The following is a 15,801-nucleotide window of genomic DNA, read 5'->3' as shown; positions in this document are numbered from 1 at the left end:
ACGCGACTGGTACGTAAGACGGACATGGACCGCCGAGCAGAGTCGCCCGAGAGCGGGGCGGGCACGGAGACGCGCAGACTCATCCTCAATCCGACCAGCGGCGGCGGCGGCGCACACGTCGAGGAGGTCCGGTATCTCGCCGACGAGTACGGCTTCCCGGTCGTGGAGACCGAACGCGCGGGCCACGGCACAGACCTCGCCGAAGCGGCCGCCGAAGACGGCGTGGACCTCCTCGCGGTCTGTGGCGGCGACGGGACCCTCCACGAGGTCGTACAGGGGTTGGTCCGGACCGACGCCCTCGACTCCGTGACGCTCGCCGTCGTGCCCGCCGGGACCGAGAACTTCTTCGCGGGGGACTTAGGCGTCCAGTCGCTCGAAGACGGGTTCGAGGTGGCCGACACCGGCGAGACCCGCCGACTCGACCTCGGCGTGGCAGACGGCGAACCCTTCGTCCTCTCGGCTATCGCGGGCCTGCCGGCCGACACCAGCGCTGGGGCGACCCACGAGCGCAAGAATAGCCTCGGGCCGATGGCGTTCGTCGTCGCGGGCATCGAGGAGGCGCTCGACTTCGACGGACTGAGCGTCGAAATCGACGCCGTGAGCGAGGGCGGTCGGGACGCCGGCGAGAAGGGGAGGGGTGACGACCGCAAGTGGTCGGGCGAGGCCGAAGCCGTGCTGGTCGGCAACGCCCGGAAGTTCGCCGAGGAGGGCGGCCAAGCCGACGCCGAGGACGGCCTACTGGAAGTCACCATCATCGAAGAACTCTCGGCCCGCGACGCGCTCGTGGAGTACCTCGAACAGCGCGTCCTCCGGCGCGAAACTCCTCACGTCACCGAACTCCACGCCCGACGACTCGATTTCGAGAATCTCGACGGCGAACCGGTCACGTTCAGCCTCGACGGCGAGATTCAGGAGTTCGAGGACGTGACGCTCGACACCCGGCCGGGCGCACTCCGGGTGAAGGTCGGCGAGGAGTATGAACCGAATCCGTGAGCGGCAAATCGCTTCTCATCATCGAACGCCTTTAGTACCGGTGCTAACTACGATTCGCCAATGACTCGTATCGTCGTGGTTGACAACCACGGGCAGTTCACGCACCTCGAACACCGGGCACTACGCGACATGGGCGTCGAGACCGAAATCGTCGAGAACACCACGCCGGCCGACGACATCGCGGCCGACGGCATCGTCCTCTCGGGCGGTCCCGACATCGAGGACATCGGCAACTGCGCCGACTACCTCGAACTCGACGTGCCGGTGCTGGGCATCTGCCTCGGCATGCAGGTCATCGCGGACGAACTTGGCGGCCGGGTCGGCGGCGGCGAGTACGGCGGCTACGCCGACGTGAACGTCGAGATTCTGGACGAGGAGGACCCTCTCATCGGGTCGCTCGCTCCCGAAACTCGCGTCTGGGCCAGTCACGCCGACGAAGTGAAGGAGGTCCCCGAGGGCTTCACCCGGACCGCGACCAGCGACGTGTGCGGCGTCGAGGCGATGGCCGACGCCGACCGGAACCTCTACGGTGTCCAGTGGCACCCCGAAGTCGCCCACACCGAGGAGGGCGAGGAGGTCTTCGAGAACTTCCGGGCAATCTGCGAGGCGTAATCTCGTCCCGACGTGAGGTACACCGAGCGCACGCCGTCGAGAATTCCGCCGACGCCACGCCGTCTGCCGATTGCTGTCGAATAACGACCAATTACGCCGGCGCGGACTACCACCTTTTATCCTTCCCCGCCGAAACTCCCGAGTATGACAGCGACGCAGGGCGACCTCGCAAGCCTCTCGCGGTACATCTTCCGCGCGCCGCGGTGGTACGCCAGCGTGACGTTCGCGCTCCTCGTTGCGGCCGTCGCGGGTGTCGGGGCGTTCGACGCGGGGTTCGTACTGGAGGACGCGTGGCAGGGCGTGTTCTTCATCGGGGTGCCGACAGTCGTCGCCAGCCTTCTGACCACGCCGGTAGACAGACGACTCGGCGGCCAGTTGACCTACAATCGGTCGTCACTGCTGGCGTTGACCTGCGAGGGCATCATCGTGGCCATCATGGCCGGGGCGGGAGCAATCGCCGTCCTCTCTCAGCGACTCGGCCAGCAGTTCGTCTTCGACGCGCTCATCGTCGGACTGGCCTCCGTGTTCGCGCTCCGCCTGCTGGTCGTGATGGCGGTCTCGGGCCGCTCCGTCCTCGTCGCGGCGGTCCCCGCCAGCCTCCAGACCGGCGCGGCCGCCGTCCTCTTTTTCATCTACAGCGGAACGATGAAGTACCTCCACGTCGGCGGCGGGCCGGTCGTCGAGGTGTTCTTCAACCGGGTCGAGGAGGCCCCGAGCGCGCTGAACGTCATCGAACTGCAGGACTTCGCCCTGCTGGCGCTGATGTGTTTCATCTACGGACTCGCGGTCTGGGCGTTCGTCAAGTTCATCGACCGGCCGTGGAAGCGAAGCCTCGGGGTGAGCGTGCTGGACTTCCTTCGGGGGTTCATCGGCCACATCGCCGAGGGGACTACCGAACTCGAAGATTTCTTCGAGGACATCGGCGAGGAGGCCGTCGTGCCCGTCACCGTCCTCGCCTTCCGCCGGAAAGACGGGTCCGAGAAGGCCCGGTTCGTCCTGCCGATGATTCACCCCGGTCCGATGGGCGAAATCGGCGGCGGCAACCTGCCACAGCGCGTGGCAGAGTCGGCGGAGGGCGTCGCCTTCCCGCCCCACGCGACCGCCGGCCACGACTTCAACCTCGTCACCGAGCGCGAGGTCGAGACGCTGGTCGAGACGGCCAACGACGCCTTCGACGACATCGAGTACCACGACACCGCGACCCCCTCGCTCCGGGTCCAAGAGGGTGACGCCAAGATGGTCGGGCAGGCGTTCGGCGACGACGCCCTGCTGGTGGCGACCTACTCGCCGGAGTTCGCCGACGACGTGGAGTACGCGGTCGGTCTCTCCGCGGCGGCGGAGGCCCGGTCTGCCGGCGTCGAGGACGTGATGCTGGTGGACGCCCACAACTGCAACAACGGGTTGGAGGGACCGGACCTCGGCCACGTCTACCCCGGTAGCGAACGCTCGTTCGACATGATGCAGGCGGCGGGCCGGGCGGGCGACCGACTCGCCGAGGCCGACCAGTCCCCGGTCCGGATGGGCGTCGCGTGGGACGAGACCGACTGGGAACCGCTGGACGGCATCGGCCCGCTCGGCGTCCGCGTCTCGATTCTGGAAATCGGCGACCACCGGACGGTGTACGTCCTCGTGGACGGTAACAACATGGAACCCGGCCTGCGCGACCGCATCGTGGCCGCGCTGACCGGCGACGACGCCGGGGTCCCCGCCGACGAGGCCGAGGTCATGACCACCGACACCCACGTCGTGAACCAAGTCGAGGCGTCGAATCAGGTCGGCGAGGCCATCGACGCCGACGAACTCCTCGAAGTCGTTCGGCGACTGGTCGGGGAGGCGGCCGACGACGTGGAACCGGTCGAGGCGGGAATGGCCAGCGAGCGCGCCGAGGTCACGGTGTTCGGCAACGACCGGACCGAGACGCTGGCGAGTCACGCCAACGCCGTCATGTCGATGGGCGCGGCGCTGGCCGCGACGGTCATCATGGCCGCGATGGCCGTGAGTCTCCTCATCTTCTTCCTCGCGTCGTCGTAGGCCGAAAGAAATGTTTTCGTTTTCGAGGGAATCGAAAAGGATTGCTTCGAAATCAATCTGTTGTCCGAGAGCGGGAAGTCACTCCGCCAGCGACTCGGGGTCGAAGCGCGCGTTCTCGCCGCCCCACTCCGGCCGGTCGTTCTCCTCGCGGGTGTCGAGATACACTTCGAGACCGTTGCCGTCGGGGTCGTCGAAGTACAGCGCCTTGCTGATGTGGTGGTCTACCGCCGAGACTTCGACCCCGCGCTCGCGGAGTCGCCGGTAGGTCGCACGCAGGTCCTCGGGAGATTCGACCTCGAACGCGGCGTGGTAGAGGCCGACGCCGGGTCCGGGTTCGGGCGCATCTCCGCCGACTCCCTGTAACGCGAGGTCGTGGTGGTGGTCGCTACTCGCGGGTCGTCCCTCCCCGCTCGCTTCGTCCGAGGCGCTCCGGGCCTCGCTACCGAACGTCAGGAAGACGTAGTTTCCGACGCGCTCGGTCACGTCCAGACCCAACACGTCGCGGTAAAACTCGACCGCACGGTCCACGTCCCGCACCTTGAGGTGGACGTGACCGAGTTCGGTAGGGTAGGTTTCGGGCGTTTCGCTGTCCATGCCACTCCTACGCGCTCGGACCGAAAAGACCCGTCGCCGGACTCCGCCGACGCGAGTAGTCGTCTTTCCACCGCGAAGACGGAGACTAGAGTTTATTTCAAATTTCTAATTCACGTTAAAAACTGCGGATCAGGACGACGCTCTCGCCCCGAGCGAAGTGATTACCACAATACATATAAATCAGATTTTTAAATTTAGTTACTGATGAACGCAAGTTACTCTCGACGGTCGTATCTCGCTCGGGGCGGGGCCGCTCTCGTCGGCGTCGGGGCGCTTTCCGGATGTGCCGGAAAGCTCCGAGGAGGTCGGGGGACCGTCACCTTTGGTTCTATCCTGCCGGTCTCGATGGACGGACTCCTCGGCGAACTCGGGAAGAACCACACCCGCGCCGTCGAACAGGCCGTGGCGGACGTTCGAGGAGCGGGCGGCCCGCTCGGCCGGGACGTGAAACTCCTCGCGCGCGACAGCGAGGTGGACGGCGAGGCCGCCGTCGAGGAGTGCGAGGACCTCGTTTCCGAGGGAGCAGTAGGCTTCGTCGGCGCGCTGGTCAGCGACGTGTCGCTGGTCCTCGCCGACTACGTGAGCGACACCCCCATCGTGCAGGTGAGTCCGTCGAGTACGACGCCCGCGCTGGCCGACCGGGGCTACCACGACGGCGTGAAGTACGTCGGCCGGACCGCGCCCAACGACATCCAGCAGGCGTTCGTGATGGCTAAGGCGCTCAACGACGCCAAACACGTCGGGGCCGACGACGTGGCGATTCTCCACCAAGACAACGCCTTCGGGACCAATCTGGCCCGCGAAGTCGCCGACGCCTTCGACGGCGACGTGACCGCCCGCGTTCCCTTCGAGGGCAGTGCGGACTCCTACGACGATACCATCTCGGAACTCACTGCGGGCACCCCCGACGCCATCGCGCTCGTGAGTTCGCCCGGCAAGACCAAGGGCGTCCTCCAGCGAGGCATCGACAGCGACTACGACGGCGAGTGGGTCCTGAGCGCGGGCCTCATCCCCGACTCGCCGCCGGACTACTACGAAGGGCTGTACGGCGCGACGATAGCGGCCCGACGCTCGACCGGTGCCCAGAAGCTCTCCCAGAAACTCGGCGACATCGCGCCGCTGGCACCCTACACCCAGCACGCCTACGATGCGCTGTTTCTGCAGGCGTTGGCGGTCGAACGCGCTGGCGAGGCGACCCCCAAAGCGGTCGCCGAGAACCTGCGGGCGGTGTCGGGCGGCGAGGGCCACACCGTCACGGTCGGCCAGTTCGACCGGGCGAAGCAACTCCTCGACGCCGGGCGGGAAATCAACTACGAGGGCGCGTCGAGTAGCGTGGACCTGAACGGGAACCTCGAACCCCTCAACCCCTACGTCATCCAGCGCGTGGAGGGCGGGACGGTCCATGACCTCGAACTGGTCAAGACCTCCTTCTTCAACGGGGGTGAGGCGTGATGAGCGACGACGGCGGACTCGGCGACCGGTTCGGCGCGGTTTTGTCCGACATCGAGCGCCGACTCCCCGACCGACTCCGGCGGAGTTACGCCGCGAAGTTCAACCTCGTCCTCCTGCTGGTCATCGTGCTGGTGGGCGCTATCGGGGTGTTCATCCACTTCGACACGCAGGCGCTCGTCCAAGACGACACCCAAGCCCAGATTACCGGCATCGCCCGCGAGGAGGCCGACGCGGTTCACAACTGGGTCAGCAAGAAGAAGTCCACGACTCAGTTCATCGCGGCCTCGGTGGCGACAGACGAGTCCGGGGCGGTCGGGACCGACTTGGAGCGCAAACTCGTCAAACTGCCCGACGACGTGCAGTCGATTCACTACGTCAACTCGACCACCGGGTGGGTGGCGGCCAGCACGAGCGACGCCACTGTCGGCACCGACGTTGCGGGGCGGAGCGTCCCGTGGACCGGACGCCTCGGCGAGGTCAAACAGGGCACGGTCCACGTGTCCCGACCCTACGAGAACGACGCCGGACCGGTCGTGGCGTTCATCACGCCGGTCAACGACACCCGGAGTCTCGTCCTCACCGCGTCGCTCCAGAAGCGGTCGCTCGGGTTCAACTCGCCCATCGCCACCGGCGACATCAAGGTGGTCAACCCCAATGGCACCGTGGTCCTCGACAACCGGAACGCGAACCTCCTCGAATCGTACACCGAGGAGGGCGCGACGCCCGCCGCGGTCGAATCCGGACTGAAGGGCAAGACCGGGTTCGAGACGGTTTCGGCCCGGACGGGAATGGCCCAAGGCAAGTACGTGATGGCCTACACGCCGGTTATCGGGACCGACTGGGTGCTGACCTTCCACGTGCCCAAACAGCAGGCGTTCGCTCTCCAGACGCAGGTGACGCGCAACATTGGCGGCCTGCTGGTCGTGATGTTGGTCGGTCTGGGCCTGTTCGCGCTCACCATCGGGCGACAGACCGCTCGGTCGCTCGACCTCCTCACCGAGAAGGCCGACGCCATCGCTCACGGGGAACTCGACGTGACCATCCCCGAGTCCGACCGCATCGACGAGATGGGGTCGCTGTTCGACTCGTTCACTGCGATGCGGGCGTACCTGAACACCGTCGCCGACCAAGCGGGCGCGCTCTCCCGCCAGAACTTCGACGCGCCGGTCCTCGACGAGGAGGTCCCCGGAACGTTCGGCGAGGCCTTAGACAGGATGCAGGACAACTTGGAGACGATGGTGACGGACATCGAGCAGGCCCGCGACGAGGCCGAGACCGCCAAGCGAGAGGCCGAGGCCCTCAACCAGTCGTTGGTCGAGAAAGCGGGCGAGTTCAGCGACGTGATGGAGTCTGCCGCCGACGGCGACCTCACGCAACGGATGGATACCGACAGCGAGAGCGAGGCGATGGCCCGCATCGCCGAGGAGTTCAACGCGATGATGGCCGAACTCGAAGCCACCGTCGAGGAGGTCCGGACCTTCGCCCAGAGCGTGGCCAGCGCGAGCGAGGAGGTCACCGCCCGGACCGAGGACATCGAGGCGACCAGCCAGCAGGTCAGCGAGGCCAGCCAAGAGCTATCCGACGGTGCCCGCGAACAGCAGGAGCGCCTCGACGCCACCTCCAGCGAAATCAGCACGCTGTCGGCGACCATCGAGGAGGTCGCGGCGTCGGCAAACGAGGTCGCAGACGTGGCCGAGCAGACCGAATCGCTCGGCGAAGGCGGTCGGGAGGCCGCCCGCGAGGCCATCGAGACGATGCACAGCATCGAGGCCGAGACCGAGGAGACCGTCGAGCAGATAGACGGGCTACAGGACGAGATGGCGGAAATCGGCGAGGTGGTGGACCTGATTCGGGACATCGCCGACCAGACCAACCTGCTGGCGCTCAACGCCAACATCGAGGCGGCGGCCGCCGACGGGTCCAGCGACGGGTTCGAGGTCGTCGCCAACGAAATCAAGGCCCTCGCCGAGGAGTCCAAGGACGCCGTGCAGGAAATCGAGGACCAGATAGCCGAGATTCGGGCCGAGACCGACGAGGCGGTCGAAGACATCCGCGAGACGCAGACGCGGGTCTCCTCGGGCGTCGAGACGGTCGAGGAGGCCCAGCGGTCGCTGGAAGCCATCGTGGAGAACGTCGAGGAGACCGCGGTCGGCATCCAGCAAATCAACGCCGCCACCGACGAACAGGCGAGTTCGACCGAGGAGGCGGTCGGGATGATGGACGACGTGACCCGCCTCAGCGAGCGGTCGGCCGACGAGGCAGAGGAGGTCGCGGCCGTGACCGAAGAACAGTCGGTCGCCGTCTCGGAAGTCGCCGAGAGCGCCGACCAGTTGGCCCGGCGCGCCGACGAACTGATGGAGATGCTCGAAGACTTCCGAGCGAGCGAAGCGGGTGCCCAGCGAGAGGCGATGAGCGTCGCCCCGGACGAGTAGGCCGACGCTTCGACCGCGTTCCTACTCGTCGCCGAAGTCGAACCGGTCGGCCGCCGACTCGAAACTCGCCTCGGACTGCTCGCGCGACCGTCTGTCCTCTTTTTCGGCGATGGCTTCGGGGTCGGGGTTCACGTCGTCGTCGATGCGCGCCCACGACTTGTGGACCTTGGCGTGACACCACCGACAGAGGTAGACCGTAATCTCGTGACTCAGGGTCTCGCCCTCGCCGGCGTAGGAAAGATGGTGTTCTTCGAGAAGCGGGCGCTCGTCGGAGTGGGCCATCCGGCGCTCTTCGAGACCGCACCGAACGCACTCCCGGTCGTGCTTCCGGCATCGGTAGTGGGGGCAGTCGTCCCAGTTCCAGTCGCCGCTCGCGGTTTCATCACTCGCTATCGAGGCGCACGACGCCTCGCCGTCCGGGTCAGCGGCGGGACAGCGAAGGTCGTCGTCCCGGCGCTCGCGGGCGAACTCGGGGTCCTGTTCGGGATGCTCGAAGGCGTACCGACACTTGCCCTCGTCGGTGAGATGGTCGCAGAGTCCGGCGTGGTCGTAAGGGTCGTCCACGCCGACCGGCGTTCCGGAGGGCGTCTCCTTCATCGCCCGGTGGTTGTCGTTCGTCGGATAAAAGGCTACGGCGTGAGGTTCGTCGGTGTAGAAAGGAAAGAAGACTAAATATAATTGTCTCTAAAGAGTATTCTTGTTGTATAAAAATATCAGTAGTTGTCTGTAATCGACGTGGTGGCGTCCGCTAAAGCCCCGGTCGTACTCGCTTCGCTCGCGCGACCGGCCCCTTCACCCCACTCACGGCGAAACCACCGGATTCGAGCCTACAGCGGACGGAAACGCTTTTCTCGGCTCCGCGAACACCTCCTGTCGTGCGACTGGTACGCGACGACGGCAGGACCGAGCAGACCCTCGCAACCGAAATCGAGACGGCCGAATCCTTCCTCTCGAAGGCCCGCGGCCTGATGTTCCGGCGGTCGATTCCCGACGACTACGCGCTGGTATTCGAGTTCGACGACGTGGGAATGCAGGACGTTCACATGGTGTTCGTCCCCTTCCCGCTGGACGTGCTGTGGCTTCGGGACGACGAGGTTCAGCACAAAGAGCGCCTCTCGCCGTGGACCGGGATGGCGAAAGCGAAGGCCGACCGACTCGTGGAACTCCCGGCAGGGAGCGCCGACGCGGTGACCGTCGGCGATACGGTGCGACTGGTCGAGTAGCCGCCCCGACTCCAACCCAGTCCCGACCCCGGCGTCGTATTACGATTTCCCCGATTCGGTCATAACAACTCCTTTGAGAAGTGGCACGTGTCGTCTACCTAATAATGCCCCGCGACGAATCGAGGACCGCTCCGACCGCCGCGGTCCTGAAGTACTACGCCTACAAGGCCACCAAGGCGGTCGAGTTCTACCGGCCGGTGATGTACCTCTTTTTCCTCGCACAGGGCCTCTCGTTCACCCAAATCGCGTTTCTGGAGGCCGCGTACAACGTGACGACCGTGCTGGGCGAGGTCCCGACTGGCTACGTCGGCGACCGCATCGGCCGGCGAAACAGTCTGCTGGTCGGGACCGGCCTCATCGCGGTGACGCTGGTCGGCATCGGTCTCTCAGGCTCGTTCCTCGCGCTGTTGGGGCTGTACGTCTGCTGGTCGATGGGCTACAATTTCCGGTCGGGAAGCGAGGACGCGTGGCTCTACGACACCCTGACCGACGACCTCTCGGAAGACCAGTTCTCCCGAGTCCGAGGCCGCGGCGAGTCGGTCTCGCTCCTTACCGGCGTCGTCGCCGCGGTCATCGGTGGCTACCTCGGCGACATCGACCTCTCGTACCCCTTCTTCGTCGCGGCGGGCGTGACCGCGCTCGGCATCGTGGCCCTGCTGTCGTTCTCGGAACCCGAGACCTACGAAAAAACCGACTCGGACGACCTCTCGCTCCGGCGAAGCCTCGGCATCGTCCGGGACGCCGTGACCAACCGCCGGATTCGAGCGTTCGTGATTTACTACTACGTCCTGTTCGCGGCGGTCCTCTACCTCGTCTTCATGTTCGTCCAGCCGATTTTCGAGGGCGTCGTCGTGGACCTCGGCATCGAACCGGGGCGCGTCGAGTCGCTTCTGGGGTGGTACTACGCCGGTATCAGCCTCGTCGGGGCCGGATTCAGCTACTACGCCGGGGCCATCAAGGACCGAATCGGCCTCCGGACGTGGTTCCTCGTTCTCCCCTTCGCGGTGGGCGCGGCGCTAGTCGGGATGTACCTCGTGCCGGTGCTTGCCCTGCCGGTCTTGCTTCTGGCGCGGGGCATCGCCGACACCACGCGGGCGCTGGCCAGCCAGTACGTCAACGACCGCATCGAGTCGGTGGGCCGGGCGACGGTCCTGAGCGCGATGGCGATGGTCAGCGGCCTGACCGTGATTCCCTTCCAGTTGGCCAGCGGCGCGGTGTCGGACTTCTCGTCGCCGCTCCTCGCGCTGGCGGTTGCCGGCGGAGTCCTGATACTCGGGTCGCTGGCGGTGCTGGCGTGGGAGGTTCCGGTGGCATCCGAGGGAACGGCAGTCGAAGTGGGCGACGAAACAAGCGACTGAGCCAGATTACTCGGCGGCCTCCTCGATGAGTTTCTCGGCGCGACGGAGGAGTCTGGCGCTGAGTCGGGGCGTGACTTGCTACGCGCCTTTAAAGAAGATTCTCTACATCGGATTCGAGGTCTTCCTCGTCGTCAATCGGTGGCGAGGCGTTTCCCATAGTCAACGGCTTTCGATGTATCATAAAATACCTTATGAGGTTGACGGGCGGGGTCGGGTCCGACAGTCCGGCCTGTCACAAAGCCCCGCTTAACTCTCCCCCGGTGAAAGCGACTGCGTGGTCAAGCATGGCCAGTGAACGATTTATTCGGGGGTTCCCCGAATAACACATCTCAGTCGAAGACGGACGCACAGGACGCAGAACGCGAAGTGGACCTCCTCGACACGACGCTCCGGGACGGCGAGCAGGCACCGGGCGTCTCGCTGACGCCCGACGAGAAGGCCGACGTGGCGAAAGCCCTCGACAGAGCGGGGGTCTCGGTTGTCGAGGCCGGGAGCGCCTGCACCGGCGACGGCGAGCGCGCGACCATCGAGCGCGTGGCCGGCCTCGGATTGGACGCTCGGGTGACGAGTTTCGCCCGAGGAGTCCGGGGCGACGTGGACCTCGCGCTCGACTGCGGGGTTGACGGCGTGAACCTCGTCGTACCCGCCAGCGACCGCCACGTCGAGGAGAAAGTCGGCTCCTCGCGCGAGGAGGTCGTCGAGGAGACCGGCGAGTTGGTCGCCTACGCCAAAGACCACGGTCTCTGGGTCGAGGTCATCGGCGAGGACGGCTCTCGGGCCGACCTCGATTTCCTCGAACGCCTTGCCGAGGCGGCCCACGACGCTGGAGCAGACCGGTTCTGCTTCGCCGACACGGTGGGCCACGCCGGGCCGGAACGGGCCTACGAGGCTGTCTCGCGGTTGGCCGACCTCGGGCCGGTCAGCACCCACACCCACGACGACTTGGGCCTCGGGATGACCAACGCCCTCGCCAGCGTCGCTGGCGGGGCGGATTTGGTCCACGCCACAGTCAACGGCGTCGGCGAGCGAGCGGGCAACGTCGCCTTGGAGGAGGTCGCCATCGCGCTCGACCACTCCTACGGCGTCGAGACGGTCGAGTTATCGGAACTCTACGACCTCGCGCGAGTCGTGGCCGACGCGACCGACGTACCCCTCGCGCCGAACAAGGCCGTGGTCGGCGAGAACGCCTTCGCCCACGAGTCGGGCATCCACACCGACGGCACGCTCAAAGACGAGCGGATGTACGAACCCTACCCGCCCGAGACGGTCGGGCGGGAGCGCAGACTCGTCCTCGGCAAGCACACCGGCAGAGCGGGCGCGAAGGCGGCGCTCGCAGAACACGGCGTAGAGGTCGGCGAGGACGAACTCCGGGAGGTGGTGGCCCGCGTGCAGGACCTCGCCGAGCGGAACAAGCGCGTGACCGACGCCGACCTGCTGGCCATCGCCGAGGACGTGCAGGGCAGAGACCGGGACCGGCGCATCGAACTCCGAGAACTCACCGCGACCAGCGGCGGGGCCATCCCGACCGCGAGCGTCGAACTCGAAGTGGACGGCGACCGGCGCGTCGCCAGCGGCACCGGCGACGGCCCGGTGGACGCCGCAGTGACCGCAGTCCGCGAGGCCGTCTCCGGGTCGCCGGACTCGCCCTCGGTGGCGGCCGACGCCCATCTGGAGTCCTACCGCGTGGACGCCATCACCGGCGGCACCGACGCGGTGGTCACGGTCGAGGTCGAGATGACCCGAGGAGACCGCTCGGTCACGGTCGCGGCCAGCGACGGCGACATCACCAGCGCCAGCGTCACCGCGATGGTGGACGCGCTGGACCGCCTGCTTCCGGCCGACGACGAGGCCGAGCGCGCGGTGGCCGACGACTGACCGAGACAAACGTCCTGCATCGGGAAAGATACCTAATTCATTCTTTACGCATTGTAGAGTCGCGGCTGGCCGACTGTCAGCGACCGCGAGCGACCGAGGGCTTCAAGGGGCTTTCATCCCGACGATTTCTGTGGTAATAGTCGAGACGATGACGACTCAGAGCGACCCAAAATCGTCGAGACCTCCACCTCTTTCCCGCTCGCCGACCTACGACCCACCATGAGCGTCATCGAAAGCATCCGCAATGCCCGCGACGACGGAACCGGTCCCAACTGGCCGGTCCTCGTCGGGGCGGTCCTCGTCTGCGAACTCGCCGGAATCGTCCCCTCGATTCTGACGGCCAACGACGTGGCGACGTGGTACCCCACGCTGGCCAAACCCGCGTTCACGCCGCCGAGTTGGGTGTTCGGGCCGGTCTGGACCACCCTGTATCTCCTGATGGGCGTGGCGCTGTATCTGGTCTGGCGAAGCGACCGAGGACGAATCCGACAGGTCGCGCTCGCCGTCTTCGGCGCGCAGTTGGTGCTGAACGCCGCGTGGACGCTGGTCTTCTTCGGGTCGCAGGCCATCTTCGGCGGTCTGGTCGTCATCGCCGTCCTGCTGGCGACGATTCTAGCCACGATGGCGGCGTTCGCCCGCATCGACCGCCGAGCGGCCGCGCTGTTGGTCCCGTACCTCGTCTGGGTCGGGTTCGCCACCGCGCTGAACTACGAGATTTGGCGACTGAACTGAAGCCGCGCGAACGACGGGACAGTCCCCGCCGCCGGTGGCCGCCGGACCACGGCGGTATCGAGTCGTTACTGCCGACAACGAGGCCCTGCGGTCGGATTGGACCCCAGTTACTGCCGATTTTTGCGGTCCATAACAAAGGACGCGACCGGCGTCTCACGCGACGTGTCGAACAGTTCGGTTCCCTCCTACGCCATCGACGGCGGGCGCTTCGGGGTCGGCGCGGACCGTGCTACGCTATTCGCGGTGGCACTGGCTGGCAAGGCGCTCGACGCCATCAGCACCGTGACGGTCCTCTCGCTCCGCGACGACGTCTACGAGTCGATGTGGCTCACCCGAACGCTGATGCAGGAACTCGGGATGGTAACGGGCGTGCTGGTCACGGTGGTCCTCGCCGTCGTCGGCGTGGCCCTGCTGGCCGAGAGCGGCGAACTCGTCGCCCGACTCGCCCCCGACGAGTGGGCACCCGACGAGTATCCGACTGCATTTCGGGTCGTGACGTACTCCTCTGCTGGCGTGTGGTACGGCGCGCTCGGCGTCCACAACTTCATGTTCTTGTTCTGAACGCTCTGGACACCGGTCTACAGGAGTACGAAAACGACGGTATCACAGCTAAGAAGCGTTGTAAGTTGGAAAAGCGCCGAGGAGGCGATTTGAACGCCTGAGTCCGTGAAGGACAGTTGCTCTCGAAGCAACCGCCTTGGCCAGGCTAGGCTACCTCGGCTCACCTCATCCTACTGCCCTCTCCGACTTAGTGATTTCGATTCGGTTCGCAGAGTTCAGACGACCGTCACCTTCAAGCGGGTGCCACTACTCGGGGTAGGGTATGGACGTAACCGAGGCCAACGAGCGGTGCGAGTCAGTCCTCGACACCATCGGGAACGCAGTCATCGCGGACAGAGAATTTCTCGAAACCGTACTGTTGGGCGTGATGGCAGGCGGCCACGCCCTCCTCGAGGACGTGCCGGGGACGGGCAAGACCCTGACCGCCCGGAGTTTCGCGTCGGCACTCGGCCTCTCGTTCTCGCGGGTCCAGTTCACGCCGGACCTCCTGCCCGCCGACGTGACCGGGACCCACGTGTTCAACGAGCAGGACCGCACTTTCGAGTTCAACGAGGGTCCCATCTTCGCCAACGTCGTGCTGGCCGACGAAATCAACCGCGCGCCGCCCAAGACCCAAGCCGCCCTGCTGGAAGCCATGGAGGAGGGCCAAGTCACGGTGGACGGCGACACCCACGAACTCCCCAAGCCCTTCTTCGTCATCGCCACCCAGAACCCCGTCGAGCAGGAGGGGACCTTCCCCCTGCCCGAGGCCCAAGTGGACCGCTTCGCCGTCAAGTCGTCCATCGGCTACCCCGACGTGGAGGGCGAGTACGAACTCCTCCGGCGGCGCGCGGGTCGCTCCGCCCAGAGTCCCTCGGTCGGGACGGTCCTCGACCAGCAACTCGTGACCGACCTCCGGGAAGTCCCCGAGGAGGTCCGCGTGGACGACGACCTGCTGGAATACATGGCCAACGTCGCCCGCGAGACCCGCGAGGACCGCCGCGTCCAAGTCGGCGTCTCTCCTCGCGGGACCCAGCGCCTGTTCGAGGCCACCAGAGCCTACGCCGCCATGTGCGGCCGGGAGTTCGTCACGCCAGACGACGTGAAGCGAGTGGCTCAGCCGGTGCTGGCGCACAGGGTTGTCCTCACGCCCGACGCGCAGGTCAACAACGTGGACAAGTCCGCCGTCGTGGACCGCGTGCTGGACGACGTGCCGGTGCCGACCGTCGAGTAGCGCCGGATTGCGCCGCGGCGTCCGACTCGGCTTTACTTTCACTCCGCTTGGCTCGGGTTTACATCAACTCCCCGACCACCTGCGGGTATGGACAGAGACGCCGACGGGGAGGAGGCGGAGGAGTCCGAGGAGCGAGAGGTAACAGACGACGAGGAGGTAACAGACGAAGACAAAGGACTCGCGGACCTCGACCCGAACGCCGAGGAGCAGGCCCGGAAGGTCGAGCGCCAACTGCGACGGCTTCAGCGTGAGATGCGCGGATAGCCAATTTGAGAATTGTATTTGTTTGTTTTGCTAGCTTAATTCGTTCTTTAGCTTGTGTCTCTATTGCTCTCAGATTTTGATTGCTCGGAGGTTTCGGTGGAGAATTTCGACTGCTCGGGAGACGCCGACACCGAGGAGGTAGCATCAGGCGTGAGCAAAGCCGTCTACCGCTCCGCGACCGCACCGCAACCGCGGGCCACACCCTCCCCAACCGATTGCGCTTCTCGGCCGGGGCCTGCGATGTCTGTGAACTGCGTTCACAGATCAGCGAGACGCGAAGCGTCTCGCAAGCCTCATCCCTCGCGCGGTTCGGCGCGGCACCGGAAGACAAACCGCGTCTTCCGAGCCCTGCTTCGCTTCGCTCAGCAGGACGACGAGACGCCGCGCCGTGGGAGACACGCTCCCACGAGCCTTGCCTCACTTCGTTCGGCAAGACGCCAGCACGCGCCGAGTTCTCAGTC

At 66.0% G+C, this 15,801-nt stretch carries 14 protein-coding genes and 1 tRNA gene; 12 read left to right on the top strand and 3 right to left on the bottom strand.

The window, feature by feature from the left end:
• Positions 1-24 precede the first annotated feature (24 nt).
• The 3 genes from P2T57_RS16015 to P2T57_RS16005 all read left to right on the top strand — a co-directional run bounded on the left by P2T57_RS16015 (position 25) and on the right by P2T57_RS16005 (position 3,636).
• A complete protein-coding gene (locus P2T57_RS16015) occupies positions 25-993 on the top strand; it encodes a diacylglycerol/lipid kinase family protein (protein WP_276300221.1) in 969 nt (322 codons plus the stop codon).
• Between the two features lie 60 nt (positions 994-1,053).
• Positions 1,054-1,605, top strand: coding sequence for a GMP synthase subunit A (locus P2T57_RS16010; RefSeq protein WP_276300220.1), 552 nt, complete (start codon positions 1,054-1,056; stop codon positions 1,603-1,605).
• A gap of 144 nt (positions 1,606-1,749) precedes the next feature.
• The gene (locus tag P2T57_RS16005) at positions 1,750-3,636 is read left to right on the top strand and encodes a DUF2070 family protein (RefSeq protein WP_276300219.1); all 1,887 of its coding nucleotides are present in this window, start codon (positions 1,750-1,752) and stop codon (positions 3,634-3,636) included.
• A gap of 78 nt (positions 3,637-3,714) precedes the next feature.
• Here P2T57_RS16005 and P2T57_RS16000 read toward each other — a convergent pair whose 3' ends face one another.
• Positions 3,715-4,230 (bottom strand): VOC family protein, encoded by a 516-nt coding sequence (locus tag P2T57_RS16000; protein ID WP_276300218.1) that lies wholly within the window; start codon positions 4,228-4,230, stop codon positions 3,715-3,717.
• A 204-nt stretch (positions 4,231-4,434) separates the two neighbouring features.
• On the opposite strand from P2T57_RS16000, the gene P2T57_RS15995 reads away from it, so the two are divergent.
• Both P2T57_RS15995 and P2T57_RS15990 read left to right on the top strand, forming a co-directional pair.
• Positions 4,435-5,682: an ABC transporter substrate-binding protein gene (locus tag P2T57_RS15995; RefSeq protein ID WP_276300216.1), complete on the top strand. Its 1,248-nt coding sequence runs from the start codon at positions 4,435-4,437 to the stop codon at positions 5,680-5,682.
• Positions 5,682-8,114, top strand: coding sequence for a methyl-accepting chemotaxis protein (locus P2T57_RS15990; RefSeq protein WP_276300215.1), 2,433 nt, complete (start codon positions 5,682-5,684; stop codon positions 8,112-8,114). The genes P2T57_RS15995 and P2T57_RS15990 overlap by 1 nt, the downstream gene beginning before the upstream one ends.
• A gap of 21 nt (positions 8,115-8,135) precedes the next feature.
• Here P2T57_RS15990 and P2T57_RS15985 read toward each other — a convergent pair whose 3' ends face one another.
• A complete protein-coding gene (locus P2T57_RS15985) occupies positions 8,136-8,711 on the bottom strand; it encodes a DUF7097 family protein (protein WP_276300214.1) in 576 nt (191 codons plus the stop codon).
• Between the two features lie 278 nt (positions 8,712-8,989).
• On the opposite strand from P2T57_RS15985, the gene P2T57_RS15980 reads away from it, so the two are divergent.
• From P2T57_RS15980 to P2T57_RS15960, 5 genes are all read left to right on the top strand, one after another.
• A complete protein-coding gene (locus P2T57_RS15980; RefSeq protein ID WP_276300213.1) occupies positions 8,990-9,337 on the top strand; it encodes a DUF192 domain-containing protein in 348 nt (115 codons plus the stop codon).
• Positions 9,338-9,441: 104 nt separating this feature from the next.
• On the top strand, positions 9,442-10,695 hold the full coding sequence (locus P2T57_RS15975; protein ID WP_276300212.1) for an MFS transporter: 1,254 nt from the start codon (positions 9,442-9,444) through the stop codon (positions 10,693-10,695).
• Positions 10,696-10,986: 291 nt separating this feature from the next.
• Positions 10,987-12,570 (top strand): 2-isopropylmalate synthase, encoded by a 1,584-nt coding sequence (locus P2T57_RS15970; RefSeq protein ID WP_276300211.1) that lies wholly within the window; start codon positions 10,987-10,989, stop codon positions 12,568-12,570.
• 219 nt (positions 12,571-12,789) lie between these two features.
• Positions 12,790-13,302 carry a TspO/MBR family protein gene (locus P2T57_RS15965; protein ID WP_276300210.1) on the top strand — a complete coding sequence of 171 codons (513 nt, stop codon included), beginning with the start codon at positions 12,790-12,792 and terminating at the stop codon, positions 13,300-13,302.
• Between the two features lie 162 nt (positions 13,303-13,464).
• A complete protein-coding gene (locus P2T57_RS15960) occupies positions 13,465-13,863 on the top strand; it encodes a hypothetical protein (protein WP_276300209.1) in 399 nt (132 codons plus the stop codon).
• Between the two features lie 74 nt (positions 13,864-13,937).
• Here the strand turns inward: P2T57_RS15960 and P2T57_RS15955 are convergent.
• A tRNA-Ser gene (locus P2T57_RS15955) sits at positions 13,938-14,023 on the bottom strand.
• A gap of 102 nt (positions 14,024-14,125) precedes the next feature.
• On the opposite strand from P2T57_RS15955, the gene P2T57_RS15950 reads away from it, so the two are divergent.
• Positions 14,126-15,076: an AAA family ATPase gene (locus P2T57_RS15950; RefSeq protein WP_276300208.1), complete on the top strand. Its 951-nt coding sequence runs from the start codon at positions 14,126-14,128 to the stop codon at positions 15,074-15,076.
• Between the two features lie 87 nt (positions 15,077-15,163).
• Positions 15,164-15,340: a hypothetical protein gene (locus P2T57_RS15945; protein WP_276300207.1), complete on the top strand. Its 177-nt coding sequence runs from the start codon at positions 15,164-15,166 to the stop codon at positions 15,338-15,340.
• Positions 15,341-15,801: the final 461 nt, after the last annotated feature.

Origin of the sequence: Halorussus lipolyticus (assembly GCF_029338375.1) — an archaeon.
GTDB classification, from domain to species: Archaea; Halobacteriota; Halobacteria; order Halobacteriales; family Haladaptataceae; genus Halorussus; species Halorussus lipolyticus.
The sequence above is the reverse complement of the archived record's forward strand: the minus strand, read 5'-3'. Positions and strand labels throughout refer to the sequence as shown.